The sequence below is a fragment of the Streptomyces sp. NPDC051243 genome (genome assembly GCF_044455405.1).
In the GTDB taxonomy this organism is placed as follows: domain Bacteria; phylum Actinomycetota; class Actinomycetes; order Streptomycetales; family Streptomycetaceae; genus Streptomyces.
In genome coordinates, this window is record NZ_JBITES010000013.1 from 66,676 (window position 1) to 88,801 (window position 22,126).

Consider the following 22,126-nt stretch of genomic DNA (forward strand, 5'->3'; position numbering starts at 1 on the left):
CCAGGCATGAAGGGCTGATCCCCGTGCACCTCACGCCCCCTCCCGTGCATCTCCCTCGCCAGCTCGGCGCCCTGCACGACCTCCCCGACACCCCGGAGGCCTACGACGCCGTCCTCGCCGGTGTCGCCGAGGAGGCCCTGGCCCGGCTCACGCCGGAGGGCAACCTCGAACACCCCGACTGCGTGGACGACATCGGTGACACCTCCCTCGGCATCACCTCGCTCCTCGCCCTCGCCTGGCAGCGCGGCAAGGACCCCCGGCTGCCGGAGGCGGTGCGCCGCAGCCTCGCCTTCCATCTGCGCGAGCGGGTGTACACCGAGGACAACCCCGGTTACCCGAACCTGAAGGTGCGCGACTCCGGTCTGCCGTACGCCCGTTACACCCTCGCCGCGGGCGCGCACCCCATCGGGGACTGGCCCAGCACGGTGTGGGCGCTGCTTCAGGCGGTGAACATGCTGGACCTGGCCGAGGGGCTCGTCGAGGACGGGCAGCGCGCCGAGCTCGTCGAGGTGGCGCACGGCTACTGGCGCTGGCTCACCGAGGCGACCTTCTTCAACCCGCAGGAGGCGGGCAACCAGGCCATCGGCTGCGTCGTCGGCGGGCTGATGCTCGCCCGTCATCTCCCGCCGGAGCAGGGCGCGCAGGTGCGTTCGCGCGCGATCGCCGTGTACGCCGACGAGATCAGGGCCCACCGTGTCGCGGACCGTGGCGCACTGCTGCCTCCCGAGCACGGGGGCGCGTACGACAACAACTACGGCCCGATCTCCCTGTCCTTCCTCGCCCAGGCCCACCGGATCAGCGGCGAGGAGATCTTCGCCGAGGACGGCGACGCGCTCGCCCGCTACGTCGACGCCCGCCTGACCACCGGCGGCTTCGACAACGGCGGACCGCGCTACAGCGAGCAGCACAGCGGTTTCGAGTCGGTGCTTGGCCTGCGCTACTTCAGCGCCCGGATCGGGTCCGACCTCGGCCGCTACCGGGGCGACACCCGGTGGGGCCGGCACGCGGTCAAGGCGGACGGCGGCGTCGACGGTCACTTCGCGTGGATGCTGGTCTGGCAGGTCCAGGACACCACTCGCTGGCACCGCACACCGTCCACGACCCCGGCCCGCCACCAACTCCGCGCCGGCACGGTCTCGGTGGCCTTCGACAGCCGGATGACCCCGTCGCTGGTCGAGGCCGGGGGCACGTACTACCTCCCGGCCGCGGTGAACCGGCAGCACGGCTTCGGCCCGGTGACGGACGGCTTCCTGTACTGCCGCCCCATGGGCGAGGTACGGGTCCGGGACGTCCGCGCCGAGGGCCTGGTGGCCAAGCTGGTCACCAAGCCGGTCGTCGGCCGCGACCATGTCCTGCGTCATGTGCGGTCCCTGTACGTCTCCGACGGCACCAGCCTCTGGACGACCGTCGCGGTGGAACGGCTCCCCGGAACGCCGTACCTGCTCGCCGGACTGCCCTACGCAACGGACGACGGCGACCGGGTGCGCCGGACCGCGGAGGGCCGGGTCACTTCGGCGGGCGAACTCCGGCTCACCCATCCGGAGGCGGACGGCGTGGACCACTTCGACGCCCGCGCCGAGCGGACCCAGGAAGAGGCGGCCTTCGCCCTGGCGGCCGACCCGCGCGGCTACGGCAATCCCGACGAGGGCTGGCGGCACCTGGTCAGCTCCACCGCCCTGGAGGCCGAACCGGCCCCCGGCGCTCCGGAGGACCTGCACGTCTTCGCCGTACGCTACGGACGGACGGGCGAGTTCGTGCCCACGTTCACGCACGACGGTTCGGCGCTGACGGTCCGCACCGAGGCGTTCACCGCCGTGATCGGCGAGTCGGCGGGCGATGCGCACGGGGAGCCGGAGCTGACGGTGCTGGCCGTGTAAGGGGCTCGCGCTCACCACGGCAGGCCGAGCAGCCCCCAACCCCGCCGCTCGGCCTCGCCCACCACCGCCGCCCACTCGCGCAGCAGCACGGCGAACGCGTCGAAGTCCTCGATCCACCCGCCGGGACGCGCGGCCTGGACGTCGTACGCCTCGCGCAGCCCCTCCAACAGCGGTTCGGCGGTGGCCCACCGCTCGGCCAGCTCCGCCACCGCCCTCGGCGGGCACGCGACGAGCAGGCCGGGCCGCCGGGGGCCGGGATCGCCGTGCAGGAGGCCGTCGAGCGGTGCCGGCGCGGACTCGTCGTGCCAGAACAGGCCCCGCATGAACCCGTCGAGGCTCTCCCGCAGCGCGGGAACGGCGAAGTCCCGTACGGCCTCCCAGCCCTCTCCGGCCCAGAAGTGCGGCTTGTACGAGCCGCTGGTGCAGTGGAACGCGTACCGGCCGCACCAGCGCGGACCCGGTACCGCCGGCCACACCCACCCGGCTTCGGGCGCCGCGTCCAGGTCGAGGTCGATGTCGGGATACGCGGCGTCCTCCAGCGCGGGGAGCCGCTCACCCACGGGAGTCGACTCCAGCCGCTCCCAGTCCACGACCACAACCGTGATGTCCAGCCCCATACGGTCAGGCTCCGGCACGGGCGGCCGGCGCCTCCTGCGGGAGGGGCAGGGCAGTGCCCGGCACCACCAGGTCGGCTCGGTCCCGGCTCGCGCCGACCAGCTCCGCGTTGCGCTGGTCCGAGCGCATCACCCAGGCCACCGCCTCGCCGTGCGACTTGCCGAACCGCTCGTGCCGGGCGATCAGCCGCCGGAGCCGCTCGTCCTCCTCGAGCTCGCAGAACCACACCTCGTCCAGCTGCGGACGCACCCGTGCCCACGCGCCCGTGTCCAGCAGCAGGTAGTTGCCCTCGGTCACGATCAGCCGGGCCGTCGGCTCCACCGGAACGGCGCCCGCGATCGGCTGCTCCAGGACCCGCTCGAAGCCGGGCGCGTACACGATGTCGTCGTCGGCCTCCGCGTGCAGCCGCCGCAGCAGCGCCGCGTACCCCGCCGCGTCGAAGGTGTCCGGCGCGCCCTTGCGGTCCCGGCGGCCCAGCCGGTCCAGCTCGGCATCGGCGAGATGGAAGCCGTCCATGGGCACATGGGCGACCCAGGGCTCCCCGGCTCCGTTCAGCTCCCGCACGAGGTGCTCGGCCAGCGTCGTCTTGCCCGCGCCGGGGCTGCCGGCGATACCGAGGACGGCACGGCGGCCGTCCCGGGGTAGGGACCGGGCGCGGCTGAGGAGATCGTCGAAGGTCAGGGTCACACAGCAGAGTGTGTCACCTGGGCGGCGACGAATTCCGGCCGTCCCGGCCGGCTGACGCCCGGACACCACTCGAGCCCGCGCGGCCGGCGCCCCCTCGGTGAGCGCGGGACCGGCCCGCATCAGGCGCCTGGCCGAACTCCGCGCTGCGTGATCTCCCCATGCAGGTTAGTTTGTCTGTGATTTCTGACCTTGCAGGGTTAAGGGGTGGATGATGACCCACGGCACGAAGCCCGTGCTCATGAGCATGGAGCGGCGCTTTGCGGCGACCGTGCCCGGCGGGTCCTGGCGAGCGCGCGGCGACGGCCTGCTGGCCGCGGTGGGCGGCGTCTTCACCCTCGCCCAACTCCTCCTGGTACGGCCCTCGATGGGCCTCGGCTGGGACGAGGTGGTGTACGTCAGCCAGGTCGGGAGCGAGGCCCCGGCCGCCTTCTTCAGCGCTCCACGCGCGCGTGGCGTGCCTTTGCTGGTGTGGCCCGTCGCCTCCTGGTCGTCGTCCACGACCCTGCTGCGCGTCTGGCTGGCCGTCATGTCCGGACTCGCCCTCTACCTCGTCCTGCGTGCCTGGCGCGGACTGTTCCCGCCCGCCGTCCTGGCCGGCGCGGGCGCCCTGTTCGCCTCCTTGTGGGTGACCCTCTTCTACGGCCCGCAGGCCATGCCCAATCTCTGGGTGGCGTTCGGCGCCCTGCTCTGCGTCGGCTGCTTCCTGCGCGCCCGCGCCGACCGCTTCGACGGGCGGGCCCTGTGGGGCGTCCTGGCCGGTGCCGCGGTGATGGCGTGGATGCGGCCCACCGACGCCGCGTGGATCGTGCTGCCCCTGCTCGTCCTGGCGGTCGCGGCACGGCACCGGTGGCTCGGGGTCGCCCTGGCGGCGGGCCTGGTGGCCGGGGGCGTGCAGTGGGTGATCGAGGCCTTCGTCAGCTACGGAGGTCTGCGGGAGCGGCTGAACCAGGCCTCCCGTATCCAGGGCGACCTGGGCTGGAACCTCGCCGTCGACGACCAGCTGCGCAGCCTGGTCGGCAGTACCCTGTGCCGGCCCTGCGACGGTGGGATGCCCGCCCCGGTCGTCTACGTCTGGTGGTTCGTCCTGCCCCTGCTCGCCGTCTACGGTCTGGCGGTCGCGGCCCTGGCCGGACGCACCACCCGCACCCTGGTCCCGCTGGTGTGCGCCGCGACGGCCGCCTTCCCGTACCTGTTCATGATCGGCTACGCGGCGCCCCGCTTCCTCCTGCCCGCCTACGCGCTGCTCGCCATCCCGGTCGCGGACGCGTTGCTCCACCTGGCCAGAAGGCCGAACGGCCGGTGGCGCCCGGCGGTCGCCGCCCTGATCGCGGTCGGGCTGGGCGGGCATCTGGCCGTGCAGTACGCCGTCCTGGACCGCACCGTGGACCGCAGCACCGCCAACCGTCAGGCCTGGGCACGCTCGGCCGACGAACTCCACCGCCTCGGCGTACGCCCGCCCTGTCTGCTCACCGGGCACGAGGCCATCCCCGTCGCCTACTACACCGGCTGCGCGTCCGGCGCGACCCGCGGCCACAACGCCAACACCACGACGGCCGAGATCCTGCGGAACACCCGCCGTATCCCGGTCGGCGCCCTGACCGCCCCCGGTGGAAAGCCGCCCGGGTACGCCCGGGACTGGGAGCGCCACCGACTCGACGGCCTGGAGGTCCGCATCGCCCCGATGCCGGGCGCGGGCGGACGGGCATGACGTCTGATCAGCTCCTCGCCACGTCCCGGCGCGCACGCACCTACTGGCACATCGCTCTCACGCTGACCGTCCTGGTGGCCGTGGTCTGGCTGGCGAGGCGCCACTGGCCGGCCCTCGAATCCGGTGCGGTGCGGCTGGCCGTCGCCGACCACGGCTGGCTGCTCGTGGCCGCGGCGGCGACCCTGGCGACGTGGCCCTGCTCGGCCCTCGCGCTGCAGGGCGCGGTGCCCCGTCGGCTGCCTCCCGCGCAGTTGGTCGCGGGGCAGTTCGCCGCCTCCGCCGCCAACCATGTGCTGCCCGCCGGACTAGGCGCGGGCGCGGTGAACCTGCGCTTGCTGATGCGCTGCGGCATACCCGTCGCCGGGGCGGCCGCGGCCCTCGCGGTCAAGGGCACGGTCGGCGTGATCGTGCGCGGCGCGCTGATCGCCGTACTCGTCGCGTCCTGCCCCGGTGTGCTGCGCCTCCCGCAGGTCGGCGGCGGACACCTGGTCGCCGTGTGCGCCGTGGCCGTCGGCGTCGCGGCCCTGGTGGCCGGCCCGCTGTGGGCCCGGTGCCGGCGGGCCCTGACGGCGCTGCGGGCGTACGTCGCGGCCGTGCACGCGCGGCCGGCGAGGGCGGCGGCCCTGTGGGGCGGCTCGCTGGCCTTCGTGACGCTGCACTGCGGCGTGCTCGTCGCCGTCACCCGGGCGGTCGCCCTGCCCCTCCCACCGGCCCGGGTGGCGCTCCTCTACCTCGCCGCCAGTACGGCGGCCGCCCTGCTGCCCACGCCCGGCGGACTGGGCTCCCTCGACGCGGTGCTGGCGTTCGCCCTCACCGCCGTCGGCGCTCCGGCTGCGGTGGCCGCATCGGCCGTGCTCGGCTATCGGCTGCTGACGGTGTGGCTGCCGCTCCTTCCGGGGCTGGTGGTGCTCGGGGTGCTCGTCCGGCGCCGGGCGCTGTGAGCGCCAAGTGGGTTTCCCGGTCGGCCGGTTCAGGTAGGAGTCCGGTTGTCGGCCGGTCGGAGGAGGGGGAGTGAGATGGCGAGCAGTGAGCACGAGGGGCGGTTGGGGGAGGAGTTCTTCACTCCGGGGACCTCGTCGTTCACCGAGTTCCTGGCGGCGCACCGCCCGGGCCTGTTGCCCATGCGCCGCCCCTTCCCCGACGGCGTCCGCGCCGCACCCGACCGCTTCCCGCACGGCACCACGGTGCTGGCCCTCACCTACCGCGACGGCGTGCTGATCGCCGGCGACCGCAGGGCCACCATGGGCAACCTCATCGCCCAGCGCGACCTGGAGAAGGTCCACCCCGCGGACGACCACACCGCCGTCGCCTTCGCCGGCACCGTCGGGCTCGCGCTGGACATGGTGAAGCTGTACCAGGTCGAGCTGAAGCACTTCGAGAAGATCGAGGGCATACCCATGACCCTCAAGGCGAAGGCGACCCGCCTCGCCGGCATGATCCGGCAGAACCTCGGCCAGGCCATGCAGGGCCTCGCCGTGGTGCCGCTCCTCGCCGGTTACGACGTGAGGGCGCCCGAGGGCGCGCGGGGACGCATCTTCGACTTCGAGGTCACCGGCGGACCGTACGAGAAGTACGACTTCCACGCCGAGGGCTCCGGATCGCCGTACGCGCGCGGCGCCCTCAAGAAGCTCTACCGCGCGGGGATGTCCCGGCACGAAGCGGCCCTGGCCGCACTGCACGCGCTGTACGACGCGGCCGACGACGACTCGGCGACCGGTGGGCCGGACCTCAGCCGCCGGATCTTCCCCAGTCTTTCGGTGATCACGGAGGACGGTTTCGAGCGGCTGGCCGACTCGCAGACGGAGGAACTGAGCCACGAGATGGTGGAGCAGCGCCGCACGCGGCCGGACGGGCCCAACGCCGCTCCCTGACAGGCCGTTCGTGCTGCTCGGGCGCTTTCCCTCCGCATGACCGGAGCTTTGGTTTCCATGGGCAAGAACTGTCGCGGCCTTTACTGCACAAGGTTTGCACGTGCTGAAGGATGGCCGCAGGCTGTACTGCGCAGCCGCCCTCCGGAAGAAAGACGCTCCCTCCCCGATGACGGCTGCCCCTGACTCCACTCCGAACCTCCCCGCCACGGCCCCCGCCCAGCGCACGGCCTGGCACCGCGTCCGCACCTCCATGACGCGGCAGGAGTGGAGCAGGGTCGGGGGTATGGCGGCGTTCGTGCTGGCCCTGCATGTCATCGGGTGGTTCACGCTCGTCGCCGTCGTCGCGCCCGGGCACTACAGCATCGGCGAGCAGTCCTTCGGGATCGGCATCGGCGTCACCGCCTACACGCTCGGCATGCGGCACGCCTTCGACGCCGACCACATCGCGGCGATCGACAACACCACCCGCAAGCTGATGGGGGAGGGGCAGCGGCCGCTGTCGGTCGGCTTCTGGTTCTCGCTCGGCCACTCCAGCGTCGTCTTCGCCCTGGCGCTGCTGCTCTCCCTCGGCGTCAAGACCCTGGCCGGACCGGTCCGCGACGACGACTCACGCCTCCACGACATCACCGGCCTCATCGGTACGACCGTCTCCGGTACCTTCCTCTACTTGATCGCGGCGATCAACCTGGTCGTCCTCGCCGGCATCTGGAAGGTGTTCCGCCGGATGCGCTCGGGCGGCTACGACGAGGCGGCCCTCGAAGAGCAGCTGAACAACCGCGGCTTCATGAACCGCCTCCTCGGCCGCGCCACGCGGTCGATCACCAAGCCCTGGCACATGTACCCGCTGGGGCTGCTGTTCGGCCTCGGCTTCGACACCGCGACCGAGGTCGCCCTGCTCGTCCTGGCGGGCTCGGGCGCCGCGTCCGGTCTGCCCTGGTACGCGATCCTGTGCCTGCCCGTGCTGTTCGCCGCCGGCATGTCGCTCCTGGACACCATCGACGGCACGTTCATGAACTTCGCCTACGGCTGGGCGTTCTCCCAGCCGGTTCGCAAGGTCTACTACAACCTCACCGTCACCGGCCTGTCCGTCGCGGTCGCCCTGCTCATCGGCACGGTCGAACTCCTCACCCTGCTCGCCGACCGGTTGGCCCTGCACGGCCCGGTCTGGGACCGGATCTCCGGCCTCGACCTCAACACCGCGGGCTTCGTGGTCGTCGGCCTCTTCGCCGTGACGTGGGTCGTGGCGCTCGTGGTGTGGAAGGCCGGGCGGATCGAGGAGAAGTGGACGGCCGGTGCGGACTCGGGGACGAGCGGCCCGTCGGCCCCGACCCCCGAGCCGGTCACCGGCGCAGGCCCAGCTCCGCCCGCCATCTGACGAACTGCTTCTCCGGATCGCCGGTGTACGCCCACGGCGCCCGCGTGGCCCGGCGTCCCAGCATCCGGAACAGGGCCGCGGCGATGTCCTGGACCCCTGCCTGACACGCCGCGTGCGCCAGGTAGTTGAGGTCGCGCAGCTCGCCGGGGGCCACGTCGGCGTCGGCGCGGTTCGTGATCCAGCGCTCCCAGGTGCGGCGTACGTCGCTGACGGCGCCGTCGTGACTCCAGTGCTGGCCGAGACCCATGGAGGCGTGCTGCCCCTTGGCCGCGTCCAGGGCGTAGCGGAACTCCTCGACCCGGGCGTACTGCACGAGCACCGGCAGCGGGCAGCCCGGCGGCGCGACCCCGGCCGCGTCGCGGGCGAAGTCGTACATCAGACCGTGGGTGCCGTGCCAGCGCGCGGAGTAGTAGTGCAGCACCTGCAGATGTCCCTCCACGCTGTACGGGTCGCGCTGGTGCAACTCGTCCCACCAGCGCCCCAGTTCCTGCCGCCGTACGCCCGACGGATACAGCCGTGCGACGCAGATCAGCGAGATCCACGGCGTCGGGTCGTCCGGGTAGGAGTCCGCGGCCCTGAGGCACGACAGCACCGCGGTGTCGATGCGCTGCTGGTCGATCGGCACCCCCCGGCCCGCGGAGATCGCCAGGTTGAACGCCCGTGTCGTCTCCGTGGCCGCCCGCAGCACCAGCGCGTCGGAGCTGTGCGGTTCGGCGGCCAGCCATGACTCCACCGTCGAACTGCCCGCACAGGCCTGCGCGAGCAGCCTGACCCGGTGGCCGCGCACCAGCCAGTTCGGGCCGGTGACCCGCAGCAGCTCCCGCAGCCCTTGCCAGCGGCCGATGACGATGTCCTGGCGGGCGCAGGTGAGGGGCGCGTCCCCGCAGTCGGGGTCGAAGTCGGGAGCGAAGCGGTCTTTCGCCATCGAGGGCTCCCTCAGAAGTCGGTGGAAAGACCCTCGTGGACAAGGGGGTTGGTGCCGCCGCCGTCGGCGGGAACGCAGTCCGCCTCGACGGTCCGCGCGGCGTCCAGCCTGGCCGGCCGGTAGTAGTCGCTGCCCTGCCGCCAGTACCAGAGCATCGGGATCAGCCCGGCCGCGAGGCCGCCGATGCCGATCGTGATCGCGGAACGGCTCAGCTCGCCCAGCGACTCGACGAAGATCCAGAACATGAACAGCGCCCCGAACAGCGGCCACAGGCCGCCGAGTACGAAGTTGCCCACCGACTTCAGCAGCATCCTGCGGTAGGCGACGACCACCGCCAGGCCGGTCAGCCCGTAGTAGACGGCGATCTGGAGCCCCATCGCGGAGATGGCGTCCGAGAGGATGTCGCCCACCGTGCCCAGGGAGTTGGCGGCGATGAACATCGCCAGCGCCACGACTCCGACCACCGTGATCGCCACCCACGGCGTGTTCCACCGGCGGTGCACCCTGCCCAGCGAGGACGGCATCGTACGGTCCCGGCCCATCGCGAACAGCGACCGGGTGACCTGGATCAGCGTGGTCTCCAGGGTGGCGATGGTGGACAGCATCACCGCCACGATCAGCAGTTTGCCGCCCCAGCCCGGCCAGACCTCCTCACCGAGCACGGCCAGCACATTGGCGTTGTTGTCCTGGATCTGCTGCGAGGAGAGGATGACGTTCACCGCGATCGTGAACACCTCGAACAGCAGGAACACGATGCCCACCCCGATGAGCCCCGCGAGACCCGTCGTACGGCGGCTGTTGCGGGTCTCCTCACTGAGGTTGCTGGTGACGTCCCAGCCCCAGTAGTAGAACGCGGCGATCAGCGCCCCCGAGGCGAACCCCGTCACCCCGTCGAAGTGCCCGAAGCCGAGCCAGGACCAGTCGAACGCCCGGGCGCTGTCCGAGTGGAAGAGGGCGAGCACGGCGAACAGGGCCAGTATGGCGAGTTCGACACCGGACATCACGAGCTGCGCCCGGACGGTGAGGCGGGCGCCGCCCAGCACCACGCACAGCATGACCAGGAACCAGCCGGCGCCGACCAGCGTCGACAGGGCGGTGTCGTCCGCGAGTTCCGGGTCGAACAGGGCGAGCGTCATCGATCCGGCGGGCAGGGAACCGGCCACCATGAAGATGGTCGCCGAGACGACGAGCGCCCAGCCGCTGATGAACCCCAGGAACGGGTGCAGCGTGCGACCCACCCACGAGTAACTGGCGCCCGCGTTCACGTCGATCCGGCTGAGATAGCTGAAGGCCAGCGCGATGCCCAGCATCGGTATCGCGCAGTAGAGCAGCGTGGCCGGACTGGCCAGGCCGACCGCGCCGACCAGGACCGCCGTGGTCGCGGCGATCGAGTACGCCGGGGCGCTGCCCGCGACCGCCATCACCACCGTGTCGAACGTGCCGAGGACATTGGCCTGCAGCCCTCTGCCCCTGTTGTTGCTCATGGATGCGCTGCTTTCCGTCTTGCACGACGCGAGGGCGAACCCGGCCCGGACGACGTATGGGGGGTGGGGTGGTGCAACGCCACGAACCGACAGAGGGATGGCCTCGGGGCAGGGGGCGGCGAAAGCGGGTGGCGGACACAGTACGCCGTTGCGTTGCCGTGCAGTCACGCCGCGTGTGCGAGTGATGATAGCCACACTCATTGATGTTTCAAGGGCGGGGGATCTTCCGGGGTTGGAGACCGCGCAACGGGAAACGCGTTCAGGACATGCGTGAACCGAACCAGCCGACGCGCGCGAACGAGGGAGGCACTCATGGGCACCGAACACACGCCCTCCGAGCCGATGGCGGACGACGCGTACCAGCCCACCGGAAGCAACGAGGAGCAGGAGGACGCCGCACCCCTCGACCTGCAGGACGCCGTGGACGAGCGGACCTACGACGACACCCTCGACGAGGGCTACTCACCGCCCGAGAGGCCGCTCGGTGTGACCAAGTACGGCACGACGGCGGCCGAACGGCACGAGGGCGAGACCCTCGACGAGCGGCTCACCCAGGAGGTCCCCGACGCGGCCGAGCCGGCCGGCGACGGCGTGGGTGATCTGCCGGGCGGCGACGGCGAACCCGTCGACCCCGAGGCGGGCGCCGACCGGGCGGGCCGCCTGGTGGCCCCGGACGAGGGCGCCCATCCCGACATCACGAAGGAGGAGATCGCCGCCGACCGCGGCGTCGACGCCGGAGCGGCCGGCGCCGAGGAGGCCGCGGTGCACGTGGTCGACGACGACTGGCTGCCGGAGGACGACCGGGAAACCTGACGCGGAAGACCGGTCGGAGACCTCACTCCCCGATCCGGTCGATCTGGCGCAGCCGGTTCGTGGCGTCGAGGGCGGCGACCTTGTACGACTCGGCCAGCGTCGGGTAGTTGAACACCGCGTCGACCAGATAGTCGACCGTTCCGCCGCACCCCATCACCGACTGCCCGATGTGAATGAGCTCCGTCGCCCCCGAACCGAAGCAGTGCACACCCAGCAGGGTGCGGTCCTCGGGAGACACCAGCAGCTTCAGCATGCCGTGCGAGTCACCGATGATCTGCCCCCGGGCCAGTTCACGGTAGCGGGATATGCCCACCTCGAACGGCACCCGGTCCTCGGTGAGCTGGTCCTCGGTCCGCCCGACGAAGCTGATCTCCGGGATGGTGTAGATGCCGATCGGCTGGAGGTTGTGCATCCGCCCGACGGGCTCCCCGCAGGCGTGGTACGCCGCCGCCCGCCCCTGCTCCATCGAGGTCGCCGCCAGGGCCGGGAAGCCGATGACGTCGCCGACGGCGTAGATGTGCGGGACCTCGGTGCGGTAGTGCTCGTCGACCGTGATCCGCCCCCGCGCGTCCGCCGCCAGCCCTGCCTTGTCCAGGTCCAGCCCGTCGGTGAGCCCCTGCCTGCCCGCCGAGTACATCACCGCGTCGGCGGGGATCTTCTTGCCGCTCTCCAGGATGGTCAGCGTCCCACGCGGATGCCGCTCGACCGCGGCGACGGTCTCCCCGAAGCGGAACGTCACGGCGAGATCCCGCAGGTGGTACTTGAGCGACTCGATCACCTCGACGTCGCACATGTCGAGCATGCCGGCGCGCTTCTCCACCACGGTGATCTTGCTGCCGAGCGCGGCGAACATGCTGGCGTACTCCATGCCGATCACGCCCGCGCCCACGATGACCATGGAACGCGGCACCCGCTCCAGCGCCAGGACGTTGTCCGAGTCCATGATCGTCCGCCCGTCGAACTCCACGCTGGCGGGCCGCGCGGGCCGGGTACCGGTGGCGATGACGATGTGCTCGGCGGTCAGCAGCCGCTCGTGGCCGGTGACCTCGCGCAGGGCGACGGTGCGCGGGTCGACGAAGCGGCCGGTCCCCGCGTACAGGGCGACGTGGTTGCGGGACAGCTGGCTGCGGATGACGTCCACCTCACGGCCGACCACGTGCTGGGTGCGGGCGGTGAGATCGGCGACGGTGATGTCCTCCTTGAGCCGGTAGCTCTGCCCGTACAGATCGCGCTGGGTGAGACCGGTCAGGTACAGCACCGCCTCGCGCAGGGTCTTGGAGGGGATGGTCCCGGTGTGGATGGAGACGCCGCCGACCATGTCGGGACGGTCGATGACGGCGACCCGGCGGCCCAGTTTGGCCGCGGCGATGGCGGCCTTCTGGCCACCCGGTCCGGATCCGATCACGAGCATGTCGAAGTCGGGCACCCTCAGGAGTCTGACAGCCGGGGGACCCGTTGCGAAAGGGTGAACCGGAAAACATCGTCGGTGTGAAGTGCCGGGCAGGGAACGGAGGTTGCGGCTCCGCACCGTCGGTACGGGAGCGCGCTCGGCGCAGGCTCGGGAGGTTGCGGCCGACCGGCGCGATTGTGTGGATATGGGTCGATAATGCGGGTATGGGGCATCGACTCGCCGACGCGAGCGCACCGGCCCGGCTGGCCGCCCCCGAGGAGGGCATCGGCCGGGACGAACTGGCGCTCGCGACACGCAACCACGGCCTGCCGCTCGAAGCCCTGCGCCACGACCTCACCCCGCCGGGCCTGCACTACGTCCTCACCCACTACGACATCCCGTACATCCCCGACGACACCGCCTGGCACCTGACCCTCGGCGGCCGCGTGCGCCGGCCGCTGCGTCTCGACCTGGCCGACCTGCGGACATACCCGCAGGTCACCGTCCGGGTCACGCTGGAGTGCGCGGGCAACGGCAGGGCACTGCTGACACCCCGGCCGGTGAGCCAGCCCTGGCTCGTCGAGGCGGTCGGCACCGCCGAGTGGACGGGCGTACCGCTGCGTCTGCTGCTGGCGGAGGCCGGAGTGGAGCCCGACGCCGTCGACGTCGTCTTCACCGGGGCCGACCACGGGGTCGAGCGCGGCGTCGAGCAGGACTACCGGCGTGCCCTCCCCTCGGACGTGGCCACCGGCAGTGATCCCGAGGTGCTGGTGGCCTACGCGATGAACGGCGGGCCGCTTCCCCCGCAGCACGGCCGTCCGCTGCGGCTGGTCGTGCCCGGCTGGTACGGCATGGCCCACGTGAAGTGGCTGCGCGAGGTCACCGTCACCGATGTGCCGTTCACCGGGTTCCAGCAGGCCGTGGCCTACCGGCTGCGGCAGCACCGCGAGGACGAGGGCGAGCCGGTCACCCGGATCGCCCCGCGCGCCCTGCTGGTCCCGCCGGGCTTCCCCGACTTCATGTCCCGGGCACGGGTGGTCCGACCCGGTCCCGTGGCGCTGGAGGGGCGTGCCTGGTCCGGTTGGGCGCCGGTCACCCGGGTCGAGGTCAGCACGGACGCCGGTCGCAGCTGGCGGGAGGCCGAGCTGGAGCCCGACGCCGGTCACCGTTGGGCATGGCGCCGCTGGCGGCACGACTGGACGGCCGTGCCGGGGGAGCATGTGCTGAGTGCGCGGGCCACCGACGCCGAGGGGCACAGCCAGCCACTGGAGCCGCCCTGGAACCGGGGTGGCTTCGCCAACAACGTCGTGCAGCGGGTGCCGGTGCTGTGCGTGGACGAGGGTGGATCCGCGGGACGCTGATGAGCAGCTGACGCTGATAAGGAGTGCGGCCGCGGGGCGCGGAACGGCAGGCAGGCACGGTCGCCCCGGGTGCCGGCCGCACCCGAGGGCGACGCGCGCGGACTGCGGCTACGGCAGCAGCTTGTCGAGGGCGGACGGCCCCTCTGCCTCCAGCTTGCGCTTGGCCCATTCCAGGTTGCGCGGAGTGATGTCCTTGCCTGAGGCAAGCACGATGTCCTCGGGTGACACTTCGGTGCCGGTGCGGGCGTGGAGCAGGTCGTCCGGGGTGGCGCGCTCCTCGGACGGCCCGGACGCTTCGGGCTGGGACGTCGGCATCATCTCTGCTCCTCGGATCCGGATGACTTCTTCGGGCCCGGTGCGGTCATCGGGTCTGTTAACACCATTCAACGCCGGAGCCGACCCTGCATCCGGAGCGCCGGGACCGGCTGTCCACCGTGCCCCCTGGCCACCAGGGGTACCTCCTGGCACCAGAGGGAAACCCCGCGACCGGTCCCGGCGCCCGCCCGGGCCGCCCCGGGCCCCTCGCGTCAGCCCTCGAAGGGCGTCAGCGTCAGACGGATCCCGGTCGGCGCCGTGTCCTGGATGTACGACGCGAAGTCGGCCACGTCGTCGAAGGCGAAGCCGTACGCCTTGCCGTCCTCCGTGACCGTGTGCATCGCCTTGGCGTAGTGGTTGGTCAGGCCGGTGCGGTAGAAGGCGGCCGCGTCGGTCGTCGGCTGGGCGGGATGGCTGAGCAGGGTCGAGCGGTTGAATCCCGCGCCCAGGACGGCGGCGACGGGACCGGTGGTGCCGTCGTTGGGGGCGGCCAGGTTGCCGTCGCAGAACAGCACGTCCCGTGTCGACGGCTTGGCGAAGGACACCTGGGCGGGCCCGTCGAAGGTGAACCGGTCGCCGCGCACCCGCCCCGTGAACGTCCCCGCGTTGGTGGTGACGGTGAGGTCCCGCCCGGTGTACGTGCTCCACACCTCGTCGATGTACGGGGCGAGGTAGTCCTTGGCGAACAGACCGGCGTCCAGGCCGTGTCCCGGGGCGATGACGCGTGTGTCGTCCACGACGAGCCGCGCGAACTCCGGGACTTGGCGGACCGCGGCGAACGCGGCCGCGCGCCCGCCTGCCCGCAGCGTGCCCGTCGTCTGGTCCTTGGCGCCGGTCAGCCGGATGCTCAGCGGCACGCTGAACATGTCGACCATGGTGGTGTTGCAGAACATGCCGGCGGCGTTGAAGGTGAACTCCGCGCAATCGTGCAGCACCCGGTAGTTGGGGTCCGACGCCACCCAGCCCGCCGGGTACTGCAGCGCCGCGTTGCCGTTGCCGTCCGTGACGGCCTTGAACCTGAGCTTCTGGCCGAGCGCCACATAGATCCGGCCGGACATCTGGGGAAGCGACAGCCGGGTCTCGCCGCTGCCGGCCAGGCTGATGGCGTAGTCGGTGAAGCCGTCGGGGCCGTTGTCCGACAGGGCGATCGGCGCGAGGGTGCCGTCGGGCGTGACGCGTACCTGCCTGCCGTCCTGGTTGCCGACGATGTAGACGTGGACATTCGCGTTGCCGAAGGAGCCGCTGTTGTTGACGATCGTCAGCGGCAGAGAGGCCGCCGCGGCACGGGTGCCGCGATCCGTGGGCGTGCCCGCGAGGGCGTACGGGGCCAGGGCGGCGGCGGTGGGGACGGCCACGGCCGCGCCGCCGAGGGCGAGGAGAAGCCTGCGTCGACCGGGACCGCGCTGGTGACGGGATGTCATGTGGGGGGACTCCCTTGGTGTTTGTGCGGATACCTGGGCTTCGGTGGGCAGACCGACGACGGGGGAACGGTCCTGTGAGAGCGCTCTCAGAATCGCGGTCGCCATTACCGATGGGCCCCGATGGTACGCACGCCCCCTGTGCGAGCCAATGGTTCTGCCGTCTTTCACCTCCCGCTGAACTGCTGCAACTTGAACGGCCACAGAATGAGCACGGGCCCTTAATCCTTGGCTAAGGGGCGCTTAAGCCCAGCGGGCTGCTGAGAGCGCTCCCGGCGCGGTCGGCCGTCGCAAAGCGGGCCCCGCGGATGTCGAGAAATTCCGTGGACGGAGCCCCGAGAGATCACCTACGGTGTGGATCCACGCCCTGAGACGGACGGAAGGAGGCGAGTGTCGTGCAGTTCACACCCTTCCAGCGCTCCCTCTTCCGCTGCCCCGGCGTGGTTCGTGAGATCTGACCGGGAGCGCTCCAAGCAACCCGCATCCCGGAGGAATCCGTGACCGACCTGGTCATTCGCGCGCTCTCTGCGAGCGACGCCCATCTCTTCGACGCACACCCCGACCCGCTCGGCGCCCGTGAGAGCCACCAGCTGACCCGTTTCCGCCCCGAGTGGAAGCGGGTCGCCCTGCGCGACGGCGTGGTCGTCGCTCGCGGCGCCTGGTGGGGCGGCCCCGACGACTCGGAGCCCATCAACATCAACTGGTTCGACGTGGCCGAGGGCGAGGAGGAGGCCGGTACCGAACTCCTGCGCTCCGCCCCCTGGCAGGTCGAACTCGAGATCAACCTGCCCGGCGGCTGGCGGGACGACCCCGAAATGAAGGCCGCCGCCGAGGCCCGCTTCGCCGCCGCCCGGGCGGCCGGCCACGAACTCCTCGTGGAACGCTTCCTGTACCGCTGGACCCCGGAGCTCGGCCTGCCCGAGCGCCCCGGACGCCTGCGCTTCCGTCCCGAGCCGGACGACGCGGTCTTCCTCGACGCGCTGCGCCGCATCGACTCCGTCACCCTCGACGCCCACTCCCTGCGCGCCATCGAAGAGGGGGGCCTGGACCAGGCCGCACAGGAGGAGCTCGACTTCTTCCACTGGTGCCCGTCCCCACGGGAGTGGTGGCAGCTCGCGCACACCCCGGACGGCGACCTCGTCGGCATCCACATCCCGGCACACAACCCCTCCGGCCCGACCATCGGCTTCATCGGCGTCGTCCCGGAACAGCGCGGCCACGGCTACGCCTACGACCTCCTCGCCGAGTGCACCCACCATCTCGTCCGGCATGGCGCGGAGTTCATCACCGGAGCCACCGACCAGGGCAACTTCCCGATGGCCGCGAACTTCGCCAGGGCGGGATTCCCCGTCGTCAAGGAACGCATCAACTTCCAGGCGGTGGGCCAGGCGTAGCGAGCCGTAGCGCCGGAGGGGCCGGTTGACGACCGGCCGTAGCCGGCAGTCGGTCCGGTCCGACGCAGGTCCGGTCCGACTGTCAGTGCCGGGTGGCATGCTGGCCAGACAGTGTGATCGACAGCGGGCACGGGAGGCGGGCATGGGTTTCGACGGCGAGGTCTGGCGGGTGCGTGGCGGCGACGAGCCGGTGGGGGAGATCCGCATCGACGAGGCCGACTTCCCCTGGCTGTCGGGCCGTTTCACACCCGGCCCGGGATACGCCGCGGTCCGTGACCTGTTCGCCCGTGAACTCGCCCTGCTGGAGCGCGATCTCGACGAGAGCCGGGAGGAATGGGAGACGGCCTACGACGAGATCCGAAGACGCGTCTCACTGTCCTCACCGGACGGCCCCGTCGCCGAGTTCCTGCTGCACATCGACGGTGACCGGGCGTGGTTCCGGTGGAGCGAGGAGGCGTTCGAGGACTGATCGAGCGGTCGGTCTGCTGTCCGGGGAGCCGTGCCGCACCGCTTCCCGGAGCTGATCACGCCGACGCCGACGCGCCCGAGCACAACCTGGCGGGACGCCACACAACCCTCGCAGGGAGCCTGACGGCGAATCCGCCCTCAGGCGCCGCCGTCCAGCAGCTCTTCGGCCGCGGCCAGAATCTCGGTGACCCGCAGTGCGAACGCCGCGTCGCACGCGTGCGCCCGCCCGGTGCGGGAGGCGGCCAGCAGGGCGTCCCCGGCGCGGACCAGGGCGGACACCGCGCTCTCGGAGCTCTCCGGGAGGAGCGTCACCCCGGTCGCGCCCCGCAGCTCCACCGCGGCCCCCGCCGCAGCGGGCGGTGCCGTGAGGCTCAGCGCCAGTGTGCTCGACGCGCCGCCGATGTGCTCTACGACCAGATGGACGGTGTCGCCGGGACCGTGCGCGGCGGCCGTCACGCGCCGTGCGTCACCCAGGACCGGCAGCAGCACGGACAGCGCGTGCGGGCCCACGTCCCACAGCGCGCCCTTCTCCCGCCGCCACGGCGAGGCCGCGAACGGGCTGCCGTCACCGCTGAACACGGCGCCGAGCCACTGCGCCCGCCCGGTGAACCACCCCTCCGCGGCGGCCTGTTCGGCGATCCACGCCTCGGTCTCCGGCTGGAAACGGGTGGTGAAGAAGACGACCGAGGCCACACCGGCCGCCTCGACGGCCTCGACCACCGCCCGTCCCTCCTCCACCGTCAGCGCGAGCGGCTTGTCCAGCAGCAGATGCCGGCCCGCCCGAGCCGCCCGCACCGCCATCTCGGCCTGGACGGACGGCGGCAGGGCCACGGCTACGGCGTCCACGTCGGCGAGCAGCGCGTCCACATCGTCGTAGGCAGGCACGCCGTAGCTGTCCGCCAGCTCCTTGGCGGCGGCCGTACGCCGGCCCCACACGCCCGCGAAGTCCAGTTCCTCGTGCCGGCTCAGGGCGGGCGCGTAGGCCATCTGGGCCCATGGGCCGGTGCCGAGCAGTCCTATGCGCATGCCGAAGCCTCTCGCCGTGCCGAAATATCCGCGACCGATTGCGCTCGGTGTCCCGGCCGATACACCGCCGGCCGGGTCGACCGGGGTCGGTCCAGGGTGAGGGTGTCACACCTCCCGGCAGGCGGCGCAAGGTGATGGGCGGTCGATCTCGGTACGGGAGATTCAGCCTCCGTGCGGGATTTTCAGCCTCCGTGCGGGAGATTCAGCTTCCGTGCGGGGGATTCAGCGGTGCCATCGCTGAATGCGTTCTCCATCTTCTATTGGACCTGCCGCTGAGGGGCGGCCAGGCTGGTGGGAGTCCGGCGGCTGTGATCCCCCGTCCACCGCCGGACGTCAACGTCCTTGCGCGACAGGCGAAAGAGGTCACGAGCCCATGCACACCCGCCGCATCGGTGACGTCGAGGTCAGCGCGATCGGTCTGGGCGCCATGCCCATGTCGATCGAGGGGCGCCCGGACGAGGTGCGTTCCCTCACCACGATCCACGCCGCGCTCGACGCCGGCGTGACGCTCATCGACACCGCCGACGCCTACCACCGGGACGCGGACGAGGTCGGTCACAACGAGACCCTGATCGCCAAGGCCCTCGCCTCCCACGACCTCGGCAAGGACGTCCTGGTCGCCACCAAGGGCGGCCATCTGCGCCCCGGCGACGGAAGCTGGACCCTGGACGGCAGCCCCCGGCACCTCAAGGAGGCCTGCGAGGCGTCCCTGCGCCGGCTCGGCGTGGAGGCCATCGGGCTCTACCAGTTCCACCGGCCCGACCCGAGGGTGCCGTACGACGAGTCCGTCGGCGCCGTACGCGACCTGCTCGACGAGGGCAAGATCCGCATGGCCGGGATCTCCAACGCGAACCCCGACCAGATCCGGCAGGCGAATGACATCCTAGGCGGCCGCCTGGTCTCCGTGCAGAACCAGTTCTCCCCGGCGTTCCGCTCCAGTGAGCCGGAGTTGCGCCTGTGCGACCAGCTCGGCATCGCGTTCCTGCCCTGGAGCCCGCTCGGCGGCATCTCGCGGGCCCGTGAACTCGGCTCCGCATACGCCCCGTTCGCCCGCGTCGCCGAGATGCACGGGGTGAGTCCGCAGCGGGTGTGCCTGGCGTGGATGCTCGCCAAGTCGCCGGTCGTCGTGCCGATCCCGGGATCCAGCCGGCCGGAGACCGTCCTGGACTCCATCGCCGCGACCGACCTCGTGCTCAGCGCGGAGGAGATCGCGGAGCTGGACGCGGTCTGAAACTCTTTCGGGAATCCGCGTCCGACGGCGTGTGCAGGGCCGCCCGGATAGGCTGGGAAAGCGCTTGCTGTGCATCCGGCACCTGGGAAGGACAACGCCGATGGCGTCGTCGCACGAGAGACCGCTCGACCACCGCTACCGGGACGAACACCCCGTACGCACCCTCGCCTACCTGTTCCGTGCCGACCGCCACCGCCTCGCGGCGGCGGTCGGCGTCTTCACGGTCAAGCACAGCCCGGTCTGGCTGCTGCCGCTGATCACCGCGTCCATCATCGACACCGTCGTCGAGCACCGGCCGATCAGCGATCTCTGGCTCAGCACGGGCGTCATCATGCTCATCCTGCTGGTCAACTACCCGCTGCACGTGCTGTACGTCCGCCTGCTGTACGGCAGTGTCCGCCGGATGGGCACCGGCCTGCGCTCCGCGCTGTGCACCCGCATGCAGCAGCTCTCCATCGGCTACCACTCGCGGGTCAGCGCGGGCGTGCTGCAGGCCAAGGTGGTTCGGGACGTGGAGACCGTCGAGCAGATGGTGCAGCAGACCGCCGAGACGGGCCTCGGCGCGGGCACCGTGCTCATCGGCGGCCTCGTCATCATCGCCGTGCGCACCCCGGAGTTCGTGCCCGTCTTCCTCGTCGTCGTACCCGCCGCCGCCCTGGTCGTCGCCCGGCTGCGGGCGCGGCTGCGCACCCACAACGAGCACTTCCGCCACGAGGTCGAGACCCTGTCCTCCCGGGTGACGGAGATGACCCGCCTCATCCCGGTCACCCGCGCCCACGGCCTGGAGGGCAAGGCGCTGCGCCGCATGGACGGCACCCTGCACCGGCTGCTGACCTCCGGCATGCGCCTCGACCTGGTCAACGGGCGCTTCGGCTCACTGGCCTGGGTCGTGCTGAACGTCGTCGGCGTGCTGGTCCTCGCCGGCGCCGCGCTGATCTCGTACTACGACGTCTGGGGCGTCACCGCCGGCGACGTCGTCATGCTGAGCGCCTTCCTGACCACGCTCACCAACTCCACGACAACGCTGGCCGGGCTGGCCCCGGTCATCACCAAGGGCCTGGAGTCCGTCCGTTCCGTCGGTGAGGTCCTCCAGGCCCCCGAGCTGGAGGACAACGAGGGCAAGGCCGAAGTGGCCTCGCTGCGCGGCGCCGTGACCTTCGACGAAGTCGGGTACGCGTACGAGGACAGCGACCGCCCCGCCGTAAGGGACTTCAGCCTCTCCGTCGCACCGGGGGAGACCATCGCCCTCGTCGGCGCGTCCGGCGCGGGCAAGTCCACCGTGCTGAACCTCGTGATCGGCTTCATCCGCCCCACCTCGGGCCGCCTGCTGCTCGACGGCACGGACATGCAGACCCTCGATCTGCGCACGTACCGCCGCTTCCTGTCGGTCGTGCCGCAGGAGTCGATCCTCTTCGACGGCACCGTCCGCGAGAACGTCGCCTACGGCATGGACGACGCCGACGAGGAGACGGTCCGGGCGGCGCTGCGCGACGCCAACGCGCTGGAGTTCGTCGACCGGCTGCCGCAGGGCCTGGACACCCTGGTCGGCGAGCGCGGGGCACGGCTGTCCGGCGGGCAGCGGCAGCGTCTGGCCATCGCGCGGGCCCTGATCCGGGACCCGAGGGTGCTGGTCCTCGACGAGGCGACCTCGGCCCTGGACACCCGGTCGGAGGCGCTCGTCCAGCAGGCCCTCGCCCGGCTCCTGCACGGCCGTACCACGTTCGTGGTGGCTCACCGGCTGTCCACCGTGCGGGGCGCGGACCGGATCGTGGTGCTGGCGGACGGCCGGATCCAGGAGATCGGCACCCACGAGGAACTCCTGCGCCGGAACGGGGCGTACGCGGCCCTGCACAGCGGACAGGTCGCCTGACGGGACGTTCCGGTACCGGCAGCTCGAACAGCGCCGACAGGTCGACGGTGTCGCCGGTGACCTCCCCCGGCCTTGACCACAGTGACCGACGTCGCAAGTCGTGATCGCTTCGAAATCGCCAAATCCGGGCCGGAAGTCGTCTGGACCACACCGGAGTCTTGAACGCACCTGTCCAATTCTGCTTGGGTGGCGGACCGATGGCCGTCGTCCGGCGGCCCACTAGGGGGAATGGTTTCTGTGCTGGGCCGGCCATGGGGGCATGAACACGCCGCGCGACCGTACCGGGGGCTGACCCGGG

Annotated in this window: 19 protein-coding genes; 11 read left to right on the forward strand and 8 right to left on the reverse strand. The window is 71.6% G+C overall.

Going from position 1 to position 22,126, the window contains the following annotated elements; genetic code table 11:
- Window positions 1-44 precede the first annotated feature (44 nt).
- The gene (locus ACIBAG_RS30950) at window positions 45-1,877 is read left to right on the forward strand and encodes a hypothetical protein (protein ID WP_399109535.1); all 1,833 of its coding nucleotides are present in this window, start codon (window positions 45-47) and stop codon (window positions 1,875-1,877) included.
- A gap of 11 nt (window positions 1,878-1,888) precedes the next feature.
- Here ACIBAG_RS30950 and ACIBAG_RS30955 read toward each other — a convergent pair whose 3' ends face one another.
- Both ACIBAG_RS30955 and ACIBAG_RS30960 read right to left on the reverse strand, forming a co-directional pair.
- Window positions 1,889-2,494, reverse strand: coding sequence for a hypothetical protein (locus ACIBAG_RS30955; RefSeq protein WP_399109536.1), 606 nt, complete (start codon window positions 2,492-2,494; stop codon window positions 1,889-1,891).
- Window positions 2,495-2,498: 4 nt separating this feature from the next.
- Window positions 2,499-3,179 carry a nucleoside/nucleotide kinase family protein gene (locus ACIBAG_RS30960; protein ID WP_399109538.1) on the reverse strand — a complete coding sequence of 227 codons (681 nt, stop codon included), beginning with the start codon at window positions 3,177-3,179 and terminating at the stop codon, window positions 2,499-2,501.
- Between the two features lie 211 nt (window positions 3,180-3,390).
- Between ACIBAG_RS30960 and ACIBAG_RS30965 the strand changes: the two genes are divergently transcribed.
- The 4 genes from ACIBAG_RS30965 to ACIBAG_RS30980 all read left to right on the forward strand — a co-directional run bounded on the left by ACIBAG_RS30965 (window position 3,391) and on the right by ACIBAG_RS30980 (window position 8,133).
- Window positions 3,391-4,887, forward strand: a complete 1,497-nt coding sequence (locus ACIBAG_RS30965; RefSeq protein WP_399109540.1) for a hypothetical protein — start codon at window positions 3,391-3,393, stop codon at window positions 4,885-4,887.
- Window positions 4,884-5,828: a lysylphosphatidylglycerol synthase domain-containing protein gene (locus tag ACIBAG_RS30970; RefSeq protein WP_399109541.1), complete on the forward strand. Its 945-nt coding sequence runs from the start codon at window positions 4,884-4,886 to the stop codon at window positions 5,826-5,828. Before ACIBAG_RS30965 ends, ACIBAG_RS30970 begins: the two co-directional genes overlap by 4 nt.
- Before the next feature lie 75 nt (window positions 5,829-5,903).
- Window positions 5,904-6,758, forward strand: a complete 855-nt coding sequence (gene prcB, locus ACIBAG_RS30975) for a proteasome subunit beta (protein ID WP_399109543.1) — start codon at window positions 5,904-5,906, stop codon at window positions 6,756-6,758.
- 166 nt (window positions 6,759-6,924) lie between these two features.
- Window positions 6,925-8,133, forward strand: coding sequence for a HoxN/HupN/NixA family nickel/cobalt transporter (locus tag ACIBAG_RS30980; RefSeq protein ID WP_399109545.1), 1,209 nt, complete (start codon window positions 6,925-6,927; stop codon window positions 8,131-8,133).
- Here ACIBAG_RS30980 and ACIBAG_RS30985 read toward each other — a convergent pair.
- The gene (locus ACIBAG_RS30985) at window positions 8,099-9,058 is read right to left on the reverse strand and encodes a hypothetical protein (RefSeq protein ID WP_399109546.1); all 960 of its coding nucleotides are present in this window, start codon (window positions 9,056-9,058) and stop codon (window positions 8,099-8,101) included. The two genes, ACIBAG_RS30980 and ACIBAG_RS30985, sit on opposite strands and share 35 nt — an antisense overlap.
- A gap of 11 nt (window positions 9,059-9,069) precedes the next feature.
- Window positions 9,070-10,542 carry an APC family permease gene (locus tag ACIBAG_RS30990; RefSeq protein ID WP_399109548.1) on the reverse strand — a complete coding sequence of 491 codons (1,473 nt, stop codon included), beginning with the start codon at window positions 10,540-10,542 and terminating at the stop codon, window positions 9,070-9,072.
- Between the two features lie 312 nt (window positions 10,543-10,854).
- Between ACIBAG_RS30990 and ACIBAG_RS30995 the strand changes: the two genes are divergently transcribed.
- A complete protein-coding gene (locus ACIBAG_RS30995; RefSeq protein WP_399109550.1) occupies window positions 10,855-11,355 on the forward strand; it encodes a DUF5709 domain-containing protein in 501 nt (166 codons plus the stop codon).
- A gap of 22 nt (window positions 11,356-11,377) precedes the next feature.
- On the opposite strand, the gene sthA is transcribed toward ACIBAG_RS30995, so the two are convergent.
- Entirely contained in the window at window positions 11,378-12,781 is a 1,404-nt protein-coding gene (gene sthA / locus ACIBAG_RS31000; protein ID WP_399109552.1) for a Si-specific NAD(P)(+) transhydrogenase, read from the reverse strand.
- A gap of 188 nt (window positions 12,782-12,969) precedes the next feature.
- Between sthA and ACIBAG_RS31005 the strand changes: the two genes are divergently transcribed.
- Complete coding sequence (locus tag ACIBAG_RS31005; protein ID WP_399109554.1) at window positions 12,970-14,106, forward strand: sulfite oxidase; 1,137 nt, start codon at window positions 12,970-12,972, stop codon at window positions 14,104-14,106.
- A gap of 108 nt (window positions 14,107-14,214) precedes the next feature.
- Here the strand turns inward: ACIBAG_RS31005 and ACIBAG_RS31010 are convergent, their stop codons facing one another.
- Window positions 14,215-14,421: a hypothetical protein gene (locus ACIBAG_RS31010; protein ID WP_031487251.1), complete on the reverse strand. Its 207-nt coding sequence runs from the start codon at window positions 14,419-14,421 to the stop codon at window positions 14,215-14,217.
- 212 nt (window positions 14,422-14,633) lie between these two features.
- Window positions 14,634-15,842 (reverse strand): glycoside hydrolase family 64 protein, encoded by a 1,209-nt coding sequence (locus ACIBAG_RS31015; protein ID WP_399109555.1) that lies wholly within the window; start codon window positions 15,840-15,842, stop codon window positions 14,634-14,636.
- Between the two features lie 494 nt (window positions 15,843-16,336).
- Between ACIBAG_RS31015 and ACIBAG_RS31020 the strand changes: the two genes are divergently transcribed.
- A complete protein-coding gene (locus tag ACIBAG_RS31020) occupies window positions 16,337-17,233 on the forward strand; it encodes a GNAT family N-acetyltransferase (protein ID WP_399109556.1) in 897 nt (298 codons plus the stop codon).
- A gap of 142 nt (window positions 17,234-17,375) precedes the next feature.
- The gene (locus tag ACIBAG_RS31025; RefSeq protein ID WP_399109558.1) at window positions 17,376-17,702 is read left to right on the forward strand and encodes a hypothetical protein; all 327 of its coding nucleotides are present in this window, start codon (window positions 17,376-17,378) and stop codon (window positions 17,700-17,702) included.
- A 137-nt stretch (window positions 17,703-17,839) separates the two neighbouring features.
- Here ACIBAG_RS31025 and ACIBAG_RS31030 read toward each other — a convergent pair whose 3' ends face one another.
- Window positions 17,840-18,727, reverse strand: coding sequence for a Gfo/Idh/MocA family protein (locus ACIBAG_RS31030; protein WP_399109560.1), 888 nt, complete (start codon window positions 18,725-18,727; stop codon window positions 17,840-17,842).
- 373 nt (window positions 18,728-19,100) lie between these two features.
- Here ACIBAG_RS31030 and ACIBAG_RS31035 point away from each other — a divergent pair, with 373 nt between their 5' ends.
- Window positions 19,101-19,958 (forward strand): aldo/keto reductase, encoded by an 858-nt coding sequence (locus ACIBAG_RS31035; RefSeq protein ID WP_399109561.1) that lies wholly within the window; start codon window positions 19,101-19,103, stop codon window positions 19,956-19,958.
- A gap of 100 nt (window positions 19,959-20,058) precedes the next feature.
- Window positions 20,059-21,828 (forward strand): ABC transporter ATP-binding protein, encoded by a 1,770-nt coding sequence (locus ACIBAG_RS31040; RefSeq protein ID WP_399109562.1) that lies wholly within the window; start codon window positions 20,059-20,061, stop codon window positions 21,826-21,828.
- Window positions 21,829-22,126: the final 298 nt, after the last annotated feature.